Source organism: Bradyrhizobium sp. 45 (assembly GCF_023073155.1).
GTDB lineage: Bacteria > Pseudomonadota > Alphaproteobacteria > Rhizobiales > Xanthobacteraceae > Bradyrhizobium > Bradyrhizobium canariense_D.
The window spans coordinates 245,294-261,176 of sequence record NZ_JADPIX010000154.1 but is presented as its reverse complement, the minus strand read 5'-3'; the positions used below and the strand labels follow the sequence as shown (position 1 = coordinate 261,176).

19 protein-coding genes and 1 pseudogene are annotated in these 15,883 nt (G+C 62.3%); 10 read left to right on the top strand and 10 right to left on the bottom strand.

The window, feature by feature from the left end:
* Positions 1-10: 10 nt before the first annotated feature.
* Positions 11-913 carry an HNH endonuclease gene (locus IVB42_RS38325; RefSeq protein WP_039800641.1) on the bottom strand — a complete coding sequence of 301 codons (903 nt, stop codon included), beginning with the start codon at positions 911-913 and terminating at the stop codon, positions 11-13.
* Positions 914-1,062: 149 nt separating this feature from the next.
* Positions 1,063-1,959, bottom strand: coding sequence for a LysR family transcriptional regulator (locus IVB42_RS38320; protein ID WP_247396402.1), 897 nt, complete (start codon positions 1,957-1,959; stop codon positions 1,063-1,065).
* Positions 1,960-2,224: 265 nt separating this feature from the next.
* Here IVB42_RS38320 and IVB42_RS38315 point away from each other — a divergent pair, with 265 nt between their 5' ends.
* The 5 genes from IVB42_RS38315 (at position 2,225) to IVB42_RS38295 (ending at position 5,518) form a co-directional block, all read left to right on the top strand.
* A complete protein-coding gene (locus tag IVB42_RS38315; protein ID WP_085352864.1) occupies positions 2,225-2,959 on the top strand; it encodes an SDR family oxidoreductase in 735 nt (244 codons plus the stop codon).
* Positions 2,960-3,008: 49 nt separating this feature from the next.
* Entirely contained in the window at positions 3,009-3,761 is a 753-nt protein-coding gene (locus IVB42_RS38310) for a glucose 1-dehydrogenase (RefSeq protein ID WP_247396404.1), read from the top strand.
* 32 nt (positions 3,762-3,793) lie between these two features.
* Entirely contained in the window at positions 3,794-4,393 is a 600-nt protein-coding gene (locus tag IVB42_RS38305) for an NAD(P)-binding domain-containing protein (RefSeq protein ID WP_085395935.1), read from the top strand.
* Between the two features lie 70 nt (positions 4,394-4,463).
* Entirely contained in the window at positions 4,464-4,874 is a 411-nt protein-coding gene (locus IVB42_RS38300; RefSeq protein ID WP_085395934.1) for a nuclear transport factor 2 family protein, read from the top strand.
* Positions 4,875-4,885: 11 nt separating this feature from the next.
* Positions 4,886-5,518: a class I SAM-dependent methyltransferase gene (locus tag IVB42_RS38295; RefSeq protein WP_247396407.1), complete on the top strand. Its 633-nt coding sequence runs from the start codon at positions 4,886-4,888 to the stop codon at positions 5,516-5,518.
* 93 nt (positions 5,519-5,611) lie between these two features.
* Here IVB42_RS38295 and IVB42_RS38290 read toward each other — a convergent pair whose 3' ends face one another.
* The 5 genes and pseudogenes from IVB42_RS38290 to guaA form a co-directional block, all read right to left on the bottom strand.
* A complete protein-coding gene (locus IVB42_RS38290) occupies positions 5,612-5,995 on the bottom strand; it encodes a hypothetical protein (RefSeq protein WP_247396409.1) in 384 nt (127 codons plus the stop codon).
* Entirely contained in the window at positions 5,995-6,147 is a 153-nt protein-coding gene (locus IVB42_RS38285; RefSeq protein ID WP_247396411.1) for an integrase, read from the bottom strand. Before IVB42_RS38285 ends, IVB42_RS38290 begins: the two co-directional genes overlap by 1 nt.
* A gap of 55 nt (positions 6,148-6,202) precedes the next feature.
* A pseudogene (locus IVB42_RS38280) lies at positions 6,203-6,512 on the bottom strand (GMP synthase (glutamine-hydrolyzing)); the annotation flags it as partial.
* Between the two features lie 219 nt (positions 6,513-6,731).
* Positions 6,732-7,574, bottom strand: coding sequence for a hypothetical protein (locus IVB42_RS38275; RefSeq protein WP_247398135.1), 843 nt, complete (start codon positions 7,572-7,574; stop codon positions 6,732-6,734).
* A 710-nt stretch (positions 7,575-8,284) separates the two neighbouring features.
* The gene (gene guaA / locus IVB42_RS38270; protein WP_247398137.1) at positions 8,285-9,883 is read right to left on the bottom strand and encodes a glutamine-hydrolyzing GMP synthase; all 1,599 of its coding nucleotides are present in this window, start codon (positions 9,881-9,883) and stop codon (positions 8,285-8,287) included.
* Positions 9,884-10,031: 148 nt separating this feature from the next.
* Here guaA and IVB42_RS38265 point away from each other — a divergent pair, with 148 nt between their 5' ends.
* Complete coding sequence (locus IVB42_RS38265; protein WP_247398139.1) at positions 10,032-10,403, top strand: nuclear transport factor 2 family protein; 372 nt, start codon at positions 10,032-10,034, stop codon at positions 10,401-10,403.
* A gap of 41 nt (positions 10,404-10,444) precedes the next feature.
* On the opposite strand, the gene IVB42_RS38260 is transcribed toward IVB42_RS38265, so the two are convergent.
* Positions 10,445-10,897 (bottom strand): helix-turn-helix domain-containing protein, encoded by a 453-nt coding sequence (locus IVB42_RS38260; protein WP_018459192.1) that lies wholly within the window; start codon positions 10,895-10,897, stop codon positions 10,445-10,447.
* A gap of 182 nt (positions 10,898-11,079) precedes the next feature.
* Here IVB42_RS38260 and IVB42_RS38255 point away from each other — a divergent pair, with 182 nt between their 5' ends.
* The 3 genes from IVB42_RS38255 (at position 11,080) to IVB42_RS38245 (ending at position 13,158) form a co-directional block, all read left to right on the top strand.
* Entirely contained in the window at positions 11,080-12,264 is a 1,185-nt protein-coding gene (locus IVB42_RS38255; RefSeq protein ID WP_245288535.1) for an MFS transporter, read from the top strand.
* A 92-nt stretch (positions 12,265-12,356) separates the two neighbouring features.
* Positions 12,357-12,689 carry a DHCW motif cupin fold protein gene (locus IVB42_RS38250; protein WP_018459194.1) on the top strand — a complete coding sequence of 111 codons (333 nt, stop codon included), beginning with the start codon at positions 12,357-12,359 and terminating at the stop codon, positions 12,687-12,689.
* Positions 12,690-12,948: 259 nt separating this feature from the next.
* Positions 12,949-13,158: a cold-shock protein gene (locus IVB42_RS38245; RefSeq protein ID WP_007592195.1), complete on the top strand. Its 210-nt coding sequence runs from the start codon at positions 12,949-12,951 to the stop codon at positions 13,156-13,158.
* A gap of 133 nt (positions 13,159-13,291) precedes the next feature.
* Here IVB42_RS38245 and IVB42_RS38240 read toward each other — a convergent pair whose 3' ends face one another.
* Together IVB42_RS38240 and IVB42_RS38235 are read right to left on the bottom strand one after the other, a co-directional pair.
* Positions 13,292-14,590, bottom strand: coding sequence for an RsmB/NOP family class I SAM-dependent RNA methyltransferase (locus IVB42_RS38240; protein WP_018459195.1), 1,299 nt, complete (start codon positions 14,588-14,590; stop codon positions 13,292-13,294).
* A gap of 34 nt (positions 14,591-14,624) precedes the next feature.
* Entirely contained in the window at positions 14,625-15,047 is a 423-nt protein-coding gene (locus IVB42_RS38235; RefSeq protein WP_026233755.1) for an MAPEG family protein, read from the bottom strand.
* A gap of 168 nt (positions 15,048-15,215) precedes the next feature.
* Here IVB42_RS38235 and IVB42_RS38230 point away from each other — a divergent pair, with 168 nt between their 5' ends.
* Entirely contained in the window at positions 15,216-15,875 is a 660-nt protein-coding gene (locus IVB42_RS38230; RefSeq protein ID WP_018459197.1) for a hypothetical protein, read from the top strand.
* Positions 15,876-15,883 lie beyond the last annotated feature (8 nt).

Below are 15,883 nucleotides of genomic sequence, written 5' to 3'. Positions count from 1 at the left end.
ATGGTTTTGCTTATTGCTTGAAACAATGCTCGCGGTGCCACTTTAAGAAGTGCGGATGTGGCCGATCTGACGCACGACGCGGCGCAAGAGCGCGCCCCGTCTTGTTGATGATCGATTGCACTCCCTCCAGATCGTTTGTCTGGCGCGAGATCAATATCTCCAGATCGTCCGCGAAGCTGATGAGACCACGATCAAACATCCAATGTGCGGTGCCCGAAAGAGCAACGCCATTGCTGATGATGTCCGGCCCGTTTGCCTCGACGGAGCGTATGTGAGCCGCCGCGACCTCCGCGCGCCCCATTCCATTGATGAGCTTGAGGCCGGTGACGGCGCAACGCTCTTCATAGGCACGCAGCACGATGCGGCGGAAAACTCGATCACGCAGGACTTTCGAGATCGTTACGCTAACCCGGTCGCGCTGCTGCTCAACCGCGAATGGCACCTGCGGCTGGTCGTTAAGATCGAGCGATGGAAGGTCGCCGTCGCGCCGCGGCAGCAGCGGCGCGTTCTCCGCGAAACCAAGCTCGCATATTCTATTGAAATCGTCGGGAGAGATTGGGCGGACTGCGGACTGAGCGCGTCCTGAAATCCGCCCCTGTTCGTTAAGAACACCGCGCTCTACTGGACCCGTCGGTCCGTTGAATGGGACTGAATTGGCAAAATCGAGATAGCTTCCCGGTTCCATTAAAGCGAGATACATCCCGGAAGTACCGGGATCGGGAAGAACCTGCTGAACCCGAGCAATTGCAAAGTAACCGCGCGTTTCAGCAACCTTGCTCGGTTCGTAATATACTATCCAATCGCCGATGCAGGCTTCAACGCGATGAAGATATTGACTGGGAAATTGGTACTGCTCAGCGGGGCTGTCGTCGTAGATCGAGTCCAATCGATGGATGAATACCCCAAACCCCATGACCTAAGCGGCGCTGCCTCTCCAGGAAACAACACCCAGCGATGCTGGATCAATAGCAGTCACAACCCTACTCCCACTCGATTGTTTCGGAAGCACGATAACGCATTGATCTGTCGAGGCCAAGCTTTCCGCCCACGACCCGCCCCGCGTCACTCGCGCGCCACCGACAGCCCCGCCAGCAGCGGCGCGTACGCGGCGAGCCTGCGTGATACGAACTCCGTGAACAGCCGCACGCGCTTGGTCTTGCGCGTCTCTCCCTGCGTGAGGAGCCAGACCGTTCCGTACATGTGCAGGTCGGTCCCCGGCACCCGCACCAGCAGCGGGTCGGCATCGCCGACGAAGCACGGCAGTGTCGTGATCCCCAGCCCTTGCCGGACAGCAGCGATCTGCGCTCCGGCGTCACTGGTCCTGAATGGAACGCCCGTGGTGCGAACCTCGCCCGCGCTGGCCCAATCCGGGATGCCGTGCATGCTGATGACGATCCAGCGGAAGGGATCCGGCGCGCCCGCACGCCACGCGGCCAGTCGATCCCTGGACATGTAGACGGCGCCGAACAGCTCCGGTCCCTTCATGCCATGAAGATTTTGCGGCAGGGTTTTGCGGTCGTAGACGACGCGGATCGCGACGTCGGCCTCACGGTTGGTCAGATTTGCCAGTTCGCCGAACGACAGGACATCCATCTCGATATCGGGATGCAGACGCGCGAAATCGGCGAAATCAGGCATCAGCAAATGTGTCGCCATCGGCGGCGCCAGCGTCACCCGCAGACGCCCGCGCACGCTCTGATCGCGCCCGAACACGCGCGTCTCCAGCTGGTGTGACGAGGCTTCCATCTGGTCGGCGAATTCGAGGACCTCCTCGCCCGCAGCCGTCAGCCGGTAGCCCGAAGGCAGCTTTTCGAACATCTGGACCCCGAGGCGTTCCTCGAGCTGGGCGATGCGTCGCAGCACGGTCGCGTGGTTCACGCCGAGGTGCTCGGCGGCCGCCCGCACCGAGCCTCCCCGCGCGACGGCTAGAAAATAGCGAACATCGTCCCAGTCGATCATGGTGCAATCCCGCACCGCGCGGTGCGCCTTTCAAGCCGTATCTGATGCCTCCTACAGCAGTATGGGCAGTCATCATAGCCGGTTCCGGCCAGCAGGGCCCATTCTGAGCGACGGACACCGATCGTCGCCGTCGGCGTTAGTCGTCCGGCCGGATCGATTTCGCACCACCGATGTGCGCGCTTCCGCACTCAACGCCTGGGGCCGGCGGACCTATGTCGGGGTCCTCGGGAGCAGATGCTGCCCCGACACCACGACAGGAGACATCATGGGAAAGCTTGACGGCAAGGTTGCAGTCATCACGGGTGGCGCGACCGGCATCGGCCGCGCCGCGGCAAAGCGCTTCATCGAGGATGGCGCTTTCGTCTTCATCTTCGGCCGCCGACAGCAAGCCCTCGACGCTGCTGTCGCCGCCCTCGGGCCCAATGCCCGCGCGGTGAAGGGCTCAGTCTCGGATGAAGCCGACCTCGACCGCCTCTACGCGGCGGTGAAGGCCGAGCGCGGAACCCTCGACATCGTCTTCGCCAATGCCGGCGCGGGAAGTCAGCTTGCGCTCGGCAAGATCACCGCCGCGCACATCGATGAGGCCTTCGACACCAATGTGAAGGGTACGATTTTCACGGTGCAGAAGGCGCTGCCGCTGATGCGCCGGGGCGGTTCGATCATCCTGACGGGATCGAGCGCCGGCACGACGGGCGCCCCGGCCATGAGCGCCTACAGCGCGAGCAAGGCGGCCGTGCGAAACCTCGCGCGGACCTGGGCGGAGGACCTGAAAGGCAGCGGCATCCGGGTCAACGTGCTGTCGCCCGGAGCGACCGCGACCGAACTCGCGAAGGAAGCGCTGGGCGAAGAGGGACAGAAGGTGTTCGCCGCGATGACTCCGCTGCAGCGCATGGCCGATCCGGCGGAGATCGGGGCGGTGGCTGCCTTTCTCGCCTCCTCGGACAGCAGCTTCATGACCGCCAGCGAAGTCGCCGTCGACGGCGGCCTGGCGCAACTCTGATCCCGGCGCGGTCCCGCGCCTGGCCCACACACAATGAAAGATAAACATCATGAAAAAACTAGAAGGCAAGATCGCCGTCATCACCGGCGGCAGCAGCGGCATTGGATTGGCCACGGCCAAGCGCTTCGTGGACGAAGGTGCGCACGTGGTGATCACCGGGCGACGCGAGAAAGAGCTGAAGGAGGCCGCAGCCTTCATCGAGAGAAACGTGACGACGGTCGTGAGCGACGTGTCGCGCCTGGAAGATCTGGACCGGCTCTATGCCGTCGTGAAGGAGAAACATGGTCACATCGACATTCTCTTCGCGAACGCAGGCGCGGGGACAATCGCGCCGCTCGCGCTAGCGACCAAGGCCCATTTCGACCAGACCTTCGATGTGAACGTGAAGGGCCTGTTCTTTACGGTGCAGAAAGCCCTCCCCCCCTTTAAGGACGGCGGTTCGATCATCCTGAACTCTTCGGTGTCGAACGTGAAGGGGCTGCCGGGGTTCAGCGTCTACGCCGCGAGCAAGGCGGCGGTGCGCAGCTTCTCGCGCGCTTGGACGCTGGAGCTGAAGGACCGCAAAATCCGCGTCAATACGATGAGCCCCGGGCCAACGGAGACCCCCGCCCTGGAGACGACGACGGGCTTGACCCGCGAGCAAGCCGAGCAAGCGGCCAGCCAATTTGCTTCACAGGTCCCGATGGGTCGCAGGGGCAAGCCGGAGGAAATCGCGGCTGCCGTCACGTTCCTCGCCTCCGATGAAAGTTCTTACATCACCGGCGTGGAGCTCGCCGTCGATGGCGGAATGGCCCAGGTCTGACCGCGCCATCGACACAAGTTCGGAGAAACATCATGAGCTACGCAATCATCGGCTTCGGCCCTATCGGCCAAGCCCTGGCCAGCGCGTTTGCCCGCAACGGCATCGAAGTCTCCGTTGCAACCACGCGCGACCCGGAAAGCTTTACATCCGCCGCGGCCGTGATCGGACCCTCGATCATTCCCAAAAAGCTGGCGGACGCCGTCAAGGCGGACATCGTCTTTTTGGCGGTCCGTTTCGAGTCGCACCAGGATGTCGCGAAAGCGCTGCCCACCTGGCAGGGCAAGACGATCGTCGATGTGACCAACGCCTACGGCGTGCCGCCTGAGAAACTGGGGGGACAACCTTCGTCCAAGGCCCTCGCGCAAGCCTTCACCGGCGGTCGACTGGTCAAGGGCTTCAACCATTTGGGTGCTGCCGTCCTTGCCCAGGATCCGGCCGTCCATGGTGGCAGGAGAGTCGTGTTCCTGGCGAGCGACGATGACGCTGCCGCAGCGGCGATTGGCACGCTTGCGGAAACTCTCGGCTTCGCGCCGATCAAGCTCGGCGGGCTTTCGGAAGGCGGGCTGCTTGTGCAGGCGCGCGGAAACAGCTGGGGCCACCTGATCTTCAAGGATTTGGTCAAGTTCGACTGATGAACACGAGGACACGAAGCATGCGATCGGATCGAGCGCGATCCGATCGGAGCGAAATGGAGAAATTCCCATGAGTATCGAGACAAACATCCAGACCGTGAAGGACTTCTTCGCCGCGATCGGCCGAGGCGACAGGGAAACTCTGCTGGCGCTGATCGCCGAAGACATCGAGTGGATCATCCCCGGCGAGGACTGGCCGCTGGCCGGAACGCATCGCGGGCACGACGGGGTGGCGGATTTGCTCGAGAGGGCATCCAAGTCGATCGAAACGTCCACCGAACCCCGCGAGTTCGTGGCGCAAGGAGACCGGGTCCTGGTCGTCGGATTCGCAAAGGGAAAGATCAAAGCCACGAACAAGACGTTTAGGGACGACTGGGTCTTCGCCATCACCGTTCGCAACGGCAAACTGACGAACATCCGGGAGTACGTCGACACGCAGGCACTGGCACGAGCCGCGCGCGTGTCGAATGCCCAAGCCTAAAGGAAATCCAGATGTACGACCAATCCAAGCTGTCCGAGTTGATCCGGTTCGCACGTATCGATGCGGGCGCCACCGTGATCGACGTTTACCCAGGCGACGGCGACTGGACCCGTGTCTTCTCCGAGATCGTGGGACCCGAAGGACGGGTTGACAGCTTCGTGCCGGCCGAAGTCGCGCACTTCAAGAACGATCCGCTCGGCCTTATGCGGAGGCTTGCGAAGGAGCCGGGCCGAGACAACGTCGAAGCCGTGTCAGCGGACCTCGTGGCGATGCCGCAGGTCACGCGACCAGCGGATGTCCTGTGGCTGCACCTGTTCTATCACGACCTCCACACCGCGCTGATCCAGGCCAGGGGCGCGACGGCGGCCGACTTCAATCGCGCCGTCTACGAGCGGCTGAAGCCCGGCGGGTGCTACGTCATCGTCGACCACGCCGCCGCGCTCGGGGCGGGCACGAGCGAGGCCCAATCGCTGCATCGGATTGAGCCTGCATCCGTTCGCAAGGAGGTGGAGGCGGCCGGCTTCGTGCTGGACGCGCAAAGCACAATGCTCGCGAACAAGGACGATCCGCATGAGATCAAGGTGTTCGATCCCGTCATCAAGGGCAAAACCGATCGCTTCGTGTATCGGTTCGTGAAGCCGTGACAGAGATCGTAGGGGGATTGCGCCTTGCGGCTAATCCGCCTTACACATCCGCTGCAGGTCAATTTCGGTTCTTGAGCTTCCGGTGCTGCCGGATCACTTTTTAGGCCTGCCGTCAGATGGCAGCTCTGCCGACCCGCCGATTTTCTTCGAGACCACGTAGACGTCGACGCCGCTCATCGAGCATTCCTCGCTTGATGCCTGGCTGTTCGTGATGACTTCGATCGTCTTGCCATCCCTGGTGTGAAACGTGATGTCGTAAACCTGCTGGTGGAGGTCCTTGCCGACCTTTTCGGATGCGAGACGAACGGCCTTGGTCTGCGCCTCGATCACGGATGGGATATCAATCAGGCCGGCGTTCTTGAGGTGCACGAGGGCCATGTTCGTGGGCCAACTCGCGCAGTCCGGAGACTTCGCCAGAGCCGCCGCAGCCGGCATGGCAAACATCGCGGCCATCACCACTTTCAACGCGGCGCGCATCAATGCACCGCCTTGATGGTGTGGTCGCCGCTTTCACAGATCTGCTTGCGCCTATTGATGGGCAGGACGGCGACGTCCATGCCGTCGCGGTCGCCGCGCTTGTTGAGCTTATTGCCAGGCTTGAGCTTCGGAAGTCCCGTATCGTTCAACAAGGTCTTCTCCGTTCGGTTCGCCGCCCTCACTCAGTCTCGAAAAATTATTCCCACTCAATCGTCCCGGCGGCCTGCTCGTCACGTCGTACACCACCCGGTTCGCGTCTTCACTTTGTTGATGATGCGCGTCGCGGTCTCGCCGAGACACTTCATGTCGAACTAGTGAAGTCCGCGATCATGCCGTCGGTGGAGGTCACCGGCCGCAGGCCCACGACGAAGCCGTAGGTGCGACCGTCGCCCATGACGCCGACGGTCTTGACCGGGAGCAGCACGGCAAAAGCCTGCCAGATGTCGTCATAGAGGCCTGCTTTCCGGATCTCGTCGATGTAGACGGCGTGAGCCTGGCGCAGGATGTCGAACTTGTCAGCAGGCGCCTGGACCTGGTGGGGCCTGGGTCGGGCGTAGCAAGTTTTATGCACTGTCACCGTAATGCCCAGTCCACCCTTCATCCGTCTTGCAAGCACGATGGGTTGTGCTGCGCTCTACCCATCCTACGGGCTGCTTACGTGCTAATCCACCCTACGAGACGAGATTGGATTCGTCGCCCGGATGAGCGCAGCGTCCCTGCACCGCCAAGTTGGGCATCATATACCGGTTACCGAATAGCTCAGGCTCGGGACGAAGGAAATGTTCCATATCCGTTCGATCATCACTTGTGCTGTTTTCAGTGCAAGCTGAGTGTCCGTTGCGTTCGGCACATATTTCGACTTATGGACAATCCTGTTCCGAAACCCTCGAACGGCGTCTATGTCTTTGAATAGAGAGTTTGGCAGTACATCCCAAAGCTCCAGCAAATTGGAGACCATGCTGATGGTGAAATCGCGGCCAACTAGTAAATCACGCCTCTCACGATTAATCTTCTTTTGGCCGTTCTCATATTCACGATTGAGGCTATCGAGGTGACGATCCCACAAGTTGGCAATGCTACCTTCAGTAATGAACCAGGCCAGAACTAGAGATGTCTCGTAATTTCCAACTTTGTACTCGCCTAACCCCTTCGCAAAGGATGCCAAGTCCTTTTCGGATCTTGGCGAACTAATGACAGAAGCAAACATAGTCGAGGCACGCTGAACGACCTCAATAGGGACGACTTGCCGCATTGTGATTTTTGAGTCGTACTCGATCGGGATTCCATGCTGGTAGCTAGAAAGGTACCGACCCATTTGGAAGACAGATGCAATGCTTTCTGTTGCTATGTTTTCACTGACGCTCTTACCGCCTGCGTAGCTAACGCGGAATGCATCTCGGTTGGTGATCTCATGAAGATTGAAATAGGCAAAGTTGGCGACTTCCAGCATCGCCGAGTCCAGCAGCAGGTAGAAGGCGTTTAGGAAATCGAGATATTCACCCCACCTTCTTACGATGTCCCCAATCCCCCCAGGCTTGTCTTGTTCCTGATCTCCTTCCAAAGCCTCAATGCGGAGCATGATCCGACCGTCCCTACAAATCTTTATCGTGTAGGAATCTGTCTCACACGAAAAGACTTCTTCTGCCATTTGGTCTTGAAACCAGCCTTCGCGCTCACGGCATGAGAAGTCGGGTTTACTGCACGCCCAAAATGGCCTTGATGGGTAGAAGGCAGTAAATTGACCTAATGGCACGGACTGGCACTCCTTGATGCTGCTCAGCAGTTATAAAGCGAACATTAGAGTCCGCATATTGAATTGATATGCTCAGATACACGTCCGCTTAGCGGTCGAGCAGAGTGCGGGCCTCGCGCAGCGACAGATTATGCCGCATTCAACGCTGCCGGCTCGCATGCCAACAATCGCGCAGATCGGCGATTTATCGGCTGATAGCCAGCGGTTCGCGCCGCCCTTTCAGGCGATAGTCGCACCTAAAGAAAATGGTCTCTGTGGGAAAAACGCCGCATACATCCCGTCGCAGGCAGCCGCTTTGTTCTGGGCTTCAGAGCAGAGCTCTCGATCCGTCAGCAAGATCGGCCTGCGGTTAGTATTGCCTCAAGGTACCGTCAGACCACCTGACGGTACCTCCTACGAATTTCGCAATCAATACCGACGGAGTAACCGCGATCGAGTGATATACGAGCCCAAACAGTTTGAGACGATCAAACCTCTGCTAGTAGATAACTGACTCGATTTTTAGACTACCTGAGACAGCTTGAGGCTATCGTTTATCACTCCCACTCAATCGTCCCAGGCGGCTTGCTGGTCACGTCATACACCACCCGGTTCACGCCCTTGACCTCGTTGATGATGCGCGTCGCGGTCTCGCCCAAGAACTTCATGTCGAACTGGTAGAAGTCCGCGGTCATGCCGTCGGTGGAGGTGACGGCGCGCAGGCCGACGACGAAGTCGTAGGTCCGGCCGTCGCCCATGACGCCCACGGTCTTCACAGGAAGCAGCACGGCAAAGGCCTGCCAGATGTCGTCGTAGAGACCGTGCTTCCTGATCTGGTCGATGTAGACCGCGTCCGCCTTGCGCAGGATCTCGAGCTTGTCGCGGGTGATCTCGCCGGGGCAGCGGATGGCGAGGCCGGGGCCCGGGAACGGGTGGCGGCCGACGAAGATTTCGGGCAGGCCGAGCTCGCGGCCGAGCTTGCGCACCTCGTCCTTGAACAGCTCGCGCAGGGGCTCGACCAGCTTCATGTTCATGCGCTCGGGGAGACCGCCGACATTGTGGTGCGACTTGATCGTCACCGACGGGCCGCCGGTGAAGGAGACGCTCTCGATCACGTCAGGATAGAGCGTGCCTTGCGCCAGGAAGTCAGCGCCGCCGATCTTCTTGGCCTCCGCCTCGAACACCTCGATGAAGAGGCGACCGATGGTCTTGCGCTTCACTTCCGGGTCGGTGACGCCTTCGAGCTCGCCCAAAAACTGCTTCGAGGCATCCACGTGCACGAGCGGGATGTTGTAGTGGTGGCGGAACAGGTCGACGACCGTCTTCGCTTCGTCAAGGCGCAGCATGCCGTGATCAACGAAAACGCAGGTGAGCTGCTCGCCGATCGCTTCGTGGATCAGCACGGCCGCGACCGCGGAATCGACCCCACCGGACAGGCCGCAGAGCACCCTGCCCTTGCCGACCTGGGCGCGGATCTTGGCGATCTCCTCCTCGCGGAAGGCGCGCATGGTCCAGTCACCGGACAGGCCTGCGATCTTGCGAACGAAATTGCGGATGAGTTTTGCGCCGTCCGGTGTGTGCACCACTTCGGGGTGGAACATCAGGCCGTAATATTTGCGCGTCTCGTCCTGGATGATGGCGAACGGCGCGTTCGGCGAGGTGCCGGCCACCGAGAAGCCCGGCGGCATCTTGGTGATGCGGTCGCCATGGCTCATCCAGACCTGGTTCTTGCCGCCTGGCGACCAGACGTCCTCGAACAGCTTGCTCGGCGCTTTCACCTCGACATCGGCGCGGCCGAATTCGCGGTGATGGCCGCCCTCGACCGTGCCCCCGAGCTGCTCCGCCATGGCCATCTGGCCGTAGCAGATGCCCATCACGGGCACCCCGGAATCGAAGATCGCTTGCGGGGCGCGGGGCGAGCCGGCCTCATGCACCGATTCAGGGCCGCCGGAGAGAATCACCGCCTTCGGCTTCATCTCGTTGAAGGCTTGTTCGGCCTTGTTGAACGGGACGATCTCGCAATAGACGCCGTCCTCGCGCACGCGACGCGCAATGAGCTGCGTCACCTGGCTGCCGAAGTCGACGATGAGAATCTTGTCGTGCGCCGAGGCCACCGAGGGCGTCGACGTGGAGCGGTCGGTCTGTGCTGCTGTCATGGCAAGCAGATACGCGACGGCGCCCCCGCCCGCAACCGCGCGGGCCGCGCGCCCACATTCTTCTTTGGGGTATGGACAAATCGATATAGGTAAGTATTATTGACCTATATGGCCCGCCACTCACCAAGGGCCGATCAGGGAGAACGCCATGCCAAACCATCATCAGCCGTCGACTCTCGCCGCGCTCGGCCGCACCTGGGTCGAGGCCTGGAACGCGCGCGACCTCGAACGCGTGCTCACGCTCTATGACGAGGACACCGTGATGACCTCGGACCGCATCCCCGCGATGGGATTCGATGAAAGCGGCACCGTGCGCGGAAAGGATGCGTTGCGCGCCTATTGGGGCAAGGCGCTCGCCCTGTTGCCGAATCTGCATTTCTCGCTGATCGAATTGTTCGTCAGCCCTGATAGCGTGGTGGTGTTCTACGAGAACGAGCGGGGAAAGCGGATCTGCGAATATCTGCGGGTGAACGCGGCCGGAAAGATCGTGCAGGGATCGGCGAATCATCCGGTGCCCTGAGTCGCGCTTCTAGCTCGAGGACGCACCAAGGCCGACGCGAATCAGCGCTTGCGCAGACCGGCCTTTCTCACCCTGGTATCGGACCATGCCAGCGGACGGCCGGCCCGCGACGGAAGCACGAGCTTCCCGACCGGCTGGCCCGTCTCGTCCACCAGGTCCGAATGGACTTCGCCGCGCGCGTAGAGATTCGCTTCGCCCCATTGGCGCAAGCTGACCACGACTGGAAACAGCTCGCGCCCCCTCTTGGTCAGCGCATATTCCCGATAGGCGCTGCCGTCGGAGGCCGGAATCAGTTCGAGCACGCCAAGCTCCACCAGCCTGTGCAGCCGCGCAGTGAGCATGCCCTTGGCGATGCCGAGGTTCTTCTGGAAATCGCCAAATCGACGCAGCCCGTCGAAGGCATCGCGCACGATCAGAAGCGACCAAATGTCCCCAACTGCGTCCAGTGCACGCGCCACCGGGCAGTCAGCCTCGGCAAAACCGGTCCGCTTCATTCGCCGCCCTCCAAACTGGTCTTAAAATAGGACTGGACAGTACGGCGTGCAACTGGTCTTATTTTAGGACTAGATAGAACGTGCCGGAGACGACAATGACAATCCCCGATGCCGCCACAGCCGGACCGACCAACGCCGACGAAAAGGCCGACGATGACGCCGGGCGCGGGCTCTCGCACGGGATGGCGATGCTGCTGGCGCTGACCTGCGGCCTGAGCGTCGCCAATATCTACTTCGCGCAGCCGCTGCTCGATGCAATGGCGCGCGATCTCGGCATCGACCCCGCCGCGATCGGGATGGTGGTGACCTTCACCCAGATCGGCTACGCGTTCGGCTTGATCCTAATCGTGCCGCTCGGCGACCTCTGGGATCGCCGCCGCCTGATCGTCGGCCAGACCGTGCTGTCGGCGATCGGCCTCGTCATCGTCGGCACGGCGGCGCATGCCGCCGTGCTGCTTGTGGGAATGGCGCTAGTCGGCATGCTCGCCGTCGTCGTCCAGGTCCTCGTCGCCTTTGCCGCGACGCTGGCCAGACCGGACGGGCGCGGCCGCGCGATCGGCACCGTCACGAGCGGCGTCGTTGCCGGCATCCTGCTGGCGCGGTTCGCCTCGGGCGCGCTGGCCGATTTCGGCGGCTGGCGAATGGTCTACCTGGTCTCGGCCGGCCTCATGCTGGCCATGGCGGCGCTGCTCCTGCGCGTGCTGCCGCGCGGCCGGCAGTCGGCGCTGGCCCGATCCTCTTATCTGTCGCTGTTGCGCTCAACCGCCTCGCTGTTTGTCGAGGAGCCGATACTGCGCGAGCGCGCGTTGTTTGCGTTTCTGATCTTCGCCAATCTCAACGTGTTCTGGACGTCGATCGTGCTGCCGCTCTCGGCGCCTCCCTTCGCGCTGTCGCATACCACGATCGGATTGCTCGGCGTCGCCGGGTTCGCCGGAGCGCTCGCGGCGCGCAATGCCGGGCGGCTTGCCGATCTCGGATGGGCCCAGCGGACCACCGGGCTGTCACTGCTGCTGATGCTGGGTGCCTGGGCTCCGATCGCCTGCCTGCAAAGCTCGCTCTGGCTGGTCGTCGCCGGCGTGATCGTGCTGGATCTGGGACTCCAGGCCGTGCACGTGACGAGCCAGAGCCTGATCATCGCCGTGCGGCCCGATGCGGCGAGCCGACTGGTGGGCGGTTACATGGTGTTCTACTCGGTCGGAAGCGCGATTGGCGCGATCGCGTCGACGATGGTGTACGCGATGGCCGGCTGGTCCGGCGTCTGCGTGCTCGGCGCGGGAATCAGTGCCGCCGCGCTGCTGGTCTGGGTCATCATCGCAAGCAGGATGCCGGTGACGGCAGATTGCGCGCTGATGCATGGGCAAAAATAAGGGCCGAAAACAATAAGAACTGTAAAAATGAGGACTACCGCGAAAGCATCCGATAGTAACGGCACTGCCGTCGCCGCCCCAGGATCACCATCATGAAGCTGCCCACCTCCCCCTTCACCGTCACCGACTGGAGCAAGGTCGAGCCGACCGTCCATCCCGGCGAGACCGGGCAAGCCCAGTGGCGCACGCTCGACATCGGCGATCTCCGGGTGCGGATGGTCGAATATTCGCCGGGCTATCTCGCCGACCATTGGTGCGACCGCGGCCACGTGCTGTACGTGCTGCAGGGCGAGCTCGACAGCGAGCTGCGCGACGGCCGCAAGTTCAAGCTCACGGCGGGGATGAGCTACCAGGTCTCGGATTTCGGCGATGCAGCGCACCGGTCCTCGACGGCGACGGGGGCGACGCTGTTTATCGTCGATTGAGGCGCCCCGGAAGGGTTAATTTGCACCGCAAAATAGCAAAATTCGGCGACATCCCGAGCGGCGGGTGGTGCCTTGAAGTGGCCCCAAAATCTCGCTATATTGTGATCATCGATACTTGGCCGAACGACTGGGCCGCTTCGCTTCGTTGCTGACGGGCGCGCACGCTTCAGATGATTTCTCCAACATCGACTGATCAGGACTATGGGCGCAATAGTGCGTACCGGTCCGCGTGTTAACTTCTTAAGCAAAGGAAATTCCCATGGCTATGGGCACCGTGAAGTGGTTCAACAATCAAAAGGGCTTTGGTTTCATTCAGCCGGATGACGGCGACAAGGACGTGTTCGTGCACATCAGCGCCGTCGAGCGCGCTGGCCTCTCGACCCTCAACGAAGGTCAGAAGGTCTCGTTCGACATCGTCGCCGATCGTCGCAGCGGCAAGTCCTCGGCTGACAATCTCCGCGTCGGCTAAAGCCCGCGCACCGTTCTGACCACGGACGTACCGGCAGAACGTCGAGTTAGAAAACCCCGCGACCGGGTTCCGGTTCGCGGGGTTCTTGTTTGGTGAGACAGGCGTCGCGTCATCCGCGATGTCGTGGGGTGGGCTATGCCTTCTTCAAGACCGAGACGAAGAACCCGTCCGTTCCCGTCCGCCGCGGTGTCATCAGCCAGCCTTCCGGCGATTGCAGCGCGGCTTGCGCAAACTCCTCGGCCTTGTCCCAGAGCACGCTCGCGGTCTGCTCGGGCGGCACCACAGCGAACTCGGGATGGCGGGCGGTGAACGCCCTCACCTGGTCGCCGTTCTCCTCTGAGAGCACCGAGCAGGTGATGTAGGCAATGCGGCCGCCGGCCTTGAGCAGCGGAACCGCGCGATCGAGCACCGCGGTCTGGTCCCGCAAGCGGATCTCCAGCGCGCCCGGACGCATGCGCCATTTGGCATCGGGATTGCGGCGCCAGGTTCCGGTTCCCGTGCAGGGCGCGTCGATCACGACGAGGTCGGCGGTCGCGCTGATCTCCGCCAGCGGATCGGCCTCGCCCTTGGGCGTGCGCACATCGGCATTGTGGACGCCGGCGCGCGACAGGCGTTCGTGAATGGGCGCAAGTTGCCGCTTGTCGCTGTCGGTCGCGATCAGCCGGCCCTTGCCCTGCATCATCGCGGCGAGCGCCAGCGTCTTGCCGCCGGCCCCCGCACAGAGATCGATCACCTGCTCGCCGGGTTTTGCCGCGGTCAAGGCAGCCGCAAGCTGTGACCCCTCATCCTGCACTTCAATGGCACCCTTGATAAAATCCTCTTCGGCCTGGATACCGGGGTTGCGCGCATCGGCCGAAAGCTCGATGCGCAGGCCGGTTGCGGACCAACGCGTCGGTTTCGCATGAAGGTGAGCAAGCGCCCCCAGCGTCTTGTCGCGATTGGATTTTAACGTGTTGACGCGCAGGTCGAGCGGCGCCCGGCTCGCCATCGCGGCCGCCTCCGCGACGCGTTCGTCGCCGAACGCTTTTGCCAAATACGGATCCAGCCATTCCGGATAGTCACCGGCGATCGCGGCCGGGGCACCTTCAAGCGACCGCGAGGCGAGCGCGGCCTGCTCGGGCTCGGTCAACGGCGCGGGGGCAAAGCGGCTGCCGTCGAACAGCGCGGCCATCGTCGCCGTATCCATGTTGCGCTCGAGGCGAAGCATGCCGATCAGCCGCGCACGCGCGGTATCCGAATCCATCAGGTAGGCGCTCGAGGCATAGCGGCGCAGCACGTCCCAGACGAGGCCGGCAATGGCGGCGCGGTCGCCGGATCCGGCGAAGCGGTGCGCGGTGCCCCACTCCTTCAGCGCCTTGGCCGCGGGCACGCGGTCCTTCTCGATGGTGTCGATCAGTTCGATGGCTGCGGACAGCCGGGCAGCGGGAGTCATTTGAATCTTTCAGATCAAATCCGACGGCTAACCGTCAGATCAACAAGAGCATCTTCAGTGCGAAGTAGATCCACATCGCGAGCAGCACGAGCACGCCGGCGAGCCAGATCGTGGAGCGGCGCCCGAGATTGTTGGAGGAGACGAAGATTCCGGCATGGACGAAGCGCGTCACCACGAACACCCAGGACATCAGCACGATGAAGAGATCGGCATGGCGCAACGGGAGCGCCAGCGCGATCAGGGCGTAGAACAGCACCGGCAATTCGAACTGGTTGCGGTAGCAATTGGCGATTTGTGTGGCGCCCTTGGGCCAGTTGGGCTCGCCGAGCGCAATGTCACGGCTCTTGGTCTCGCCGGAGACGAGCGCGCGCCGGCGTCCCAGCGCCATGGCGATCAGGAGCGCGAAGGTGAGACCGACCTGCACGAAGACCGGCAGCAAAACCATTTGAATGGACATCGGAATTTCCCGGGATTTCCCATCCGGCGGAGACCACAGCTAGCGTCCATTAGCGGTCACCGCTGGTCCTGACAATCAACGAGTTGAACCGGCGTTCCCGATGAGGCGACCCACTGTCGACAGTTAAAGCGATTTCCCCCTTTGGGGCGCGCAAGGCGAGAGACCGCCATGAACACCCTCTTCAGCCAGTTCGGCAGCCTGACCGGCGCTTTGACCGAGTCCGCCGACGGCCAGTTCGGCATCCTGATGTCGGCGCTGGCAGGCATCGCGACGGCGCTCGCGGTGGCGCTGGCAATGACGGTCTACTTCCGAATGAGCTATCGGACCTGGCGCGATGTCCTCAGGCATGGCCTCGCTGCGCTCGCCGCCCTCGCTCTGTTTGCGTTTGCCGCCTACGACATGCGCCATGCCGCGCTGGCCTATCTCGGCCTCAATCCCTCGAAACCCGCGGTCGAGTTCGAGATCCGCATGCCCAAGGAGACCTTGGCGGCGGCGTCCGACACCCAGATCGAGCTGCATACCGACCGCAACCAGACGCTGGCACTGGTCGAGGGCGTGCGGGAGCTCGGTGATGGCCGCTCCGTGCTGCGTGGCGCGGTACCGCTCAACCACCGCACTGCGGACCGCGTGCTGGTCGTGAACCTGCCCGGCAAGGGCACCTTCGAATTCCGCCTCCGCCTGCCGGCCGAGCCGCATCGCTCCGAACAGTCCGGCGCTCAGTTCGGCCCTCAGTTCGGCCCTTGGCACCTCGCCGACCGCATCGCCTCGCCGCTGGCAAGCCCGGTCGCCCCGCAAGACGCCTACACAATCCGCTATCGCGTGCTTTAAACTTTGTT

What these genes read in the sequence shown, in the direction of transcription:
- IVB42_RS38325 (WP_039800641.1), bottom strand. Translation starts at nt 913, where the DNA reads ATGGGGTTTGGGGTATTCATCCATCGATTGGACTCGATCTACGACGAC.
- IVB42_RS38320 (WP_247396402.1), bottom strand. Translation starts at nt 1,959, where the DNA reads ATGATCGACTGGGACGATGTTCGCTATTTTCTAGCCGTCGCGCGGGGA.
- IVB42_RS38315 (WP_085352864.1), top strand. Translation starts at nt 2,225, where the DNA reads ATGGGAAAGCTTGACGGCAAGGTTGCAGTCATCACGGGTGGCGCGACC.
- IVB42_RS38310 (WP_247396404.1), top strand. Translation starts at nt 3,009, where the DNA reads ATGAAAAAACTAGAAGGCAAGATCGCCGTCATCACCGGCGGCAGCAGC.
- IVB42_RS38305 (WP_085395935.1), top strand. Translation starts at nt 3,794, where the DNA reads ATGAGCTACGCAATCATCGGCTTCGGCCCTATCGGCCAAGCCCTGGCC.
- IVB42_RS38300 (WP_085395934.1), top strand. Translation starts at nt 4,464, where the DNA reads ATGAGTATCGAGACAAACATCCAGACCGTGAAGGACTTCTTCGCCGCG.
- IVB42_RS38295 (WP_247396407.1), top strand. Translation starts at nt 4,886, where the DNA reads ATGTACGACCAATCCAAGCTGTCCGAGTTGATCCGGTTCGCACGTATC.
- IVB42_RS38290 (WP_247396409.1), bottom strand. Translation starts at nt 5,995, where the DNA reads ATGCGCGCCGCGTTGAAAGTGGTGATGGCCGCGATGTTTGCCATGCCG.
- IVB42_RS38275 (WP_247398135.1), bottom strand. Translation starts at nt 7,574, where the DNA reads ATGCTCCGCATTGAGGCTTTGGAAGGAGATCAGGAACAAGACAAGCCT.
- guaA (WP_247398137.1), bottom strand. Translation starts at nt 9,883, where the DNA reads ATGACAGCAGCACAGACCGACCGCTCCACGTCGACGCCCTCGGTGGCC.
- IVB42_RS38265 (WP_247398139.1), top strand. Translation starts at nt 10,032, where the DNA reads ATGCCAAACCATCATCAGCCGTCGACTCTCGCCGCGCTCGGCCGCACC.
- IVB42_RS38260 (WP_018459192.1), bottom strand. Translation starts at nt 10,897, where the DNA reads ATGAAGCGGACCGGTTTTGCCGAGGCTGACTGCCCGGTGGCGCGTGCA.
- IVB42_RS38255 (WP_245288535.1), top strand. Translation starts at nt 11,080, where the DNA reads ATGGCGATGCTGCTGGCGCTGACCTGCGGCCTGAGCGTCGCCAATATC.
- IVB42_RS38250 (WP_018459194.1), top strand. Translation starts at nt 12,357, where the DNA reads ATGAAGCTGCCCACCTCCCCCTTCACCGTCACCGACTGGAGCAAGGTC.
- IVB42_RS38245 (WP_007592195.1), top strand. Translation starts at nt 12,949, where the DNA reads ATGGCTATGGGCACCGTGAAGTGGTTCAACAATCAAAAGGGCTTTGGT.
- IVB42_RS38240 (WP_018459195.1), bottom strand. Translation starts at nt 14,590, where the DNA reads ATGACTCCCGCTGCCCGGCTGTCCGCAGCCATCGAACTGATCGACACC.
- IVB42_RS38235 (WP_026233755.1), bottom strand. Translation starts at nt 15,047, where the DNA reads ATGTCCATTCAAATGGTTTTGCTGCCGGTCTTCGTGCAGGTCGGTCTC.
- IVB42_RS38230 (WP_018459197.1), top strand. Translation starts at nt 15,216, where the DNA reads ATGAACACCCTCTTCAGCCAGTTCGGCAGCCTGACCGGCGCTTTGACC.